Raw genomic sequence first — 249 nt, forward strand, 5'->3', positions numbered from 1 at the left:
CTGAAGTCGGCGGACTGGTGCTGAAAGTGTGCGTGACGCCGTAGCCAAGCAATTTATCCTGATCACTGATACCGAAGGTGGTTTGACGTGGGGAAATTGCACCAAACGTAGCCAAATCACCGGTAAACTTGACGTGTTTAATTTGCACTGCATCTTTTTTTCCGAACAGAAGACTGTGCAATACAAATGTAGCAAGAGGCAAAAGAGCTGGACGAACCTTTTCCCGGACAGCTGCATTTACGTGGTCGT

1 protein-coding gene is annotated in these 249 nt (G+C 47.8%); it reads right to left on the bottom strand.

The genetic code is table 11. From position 1 onward, the window contains the following. Positions 1-249: hypothetical protein (locus tag ACW9JE_RS30980; RefSeq protein WP_457434944.1), on the bottom strand; the 249-nt coding region annotated here is incomplete at both ends.

The organism is Pseudomonas sp. SDO55104_S430 (assembly GCF_054070595.1).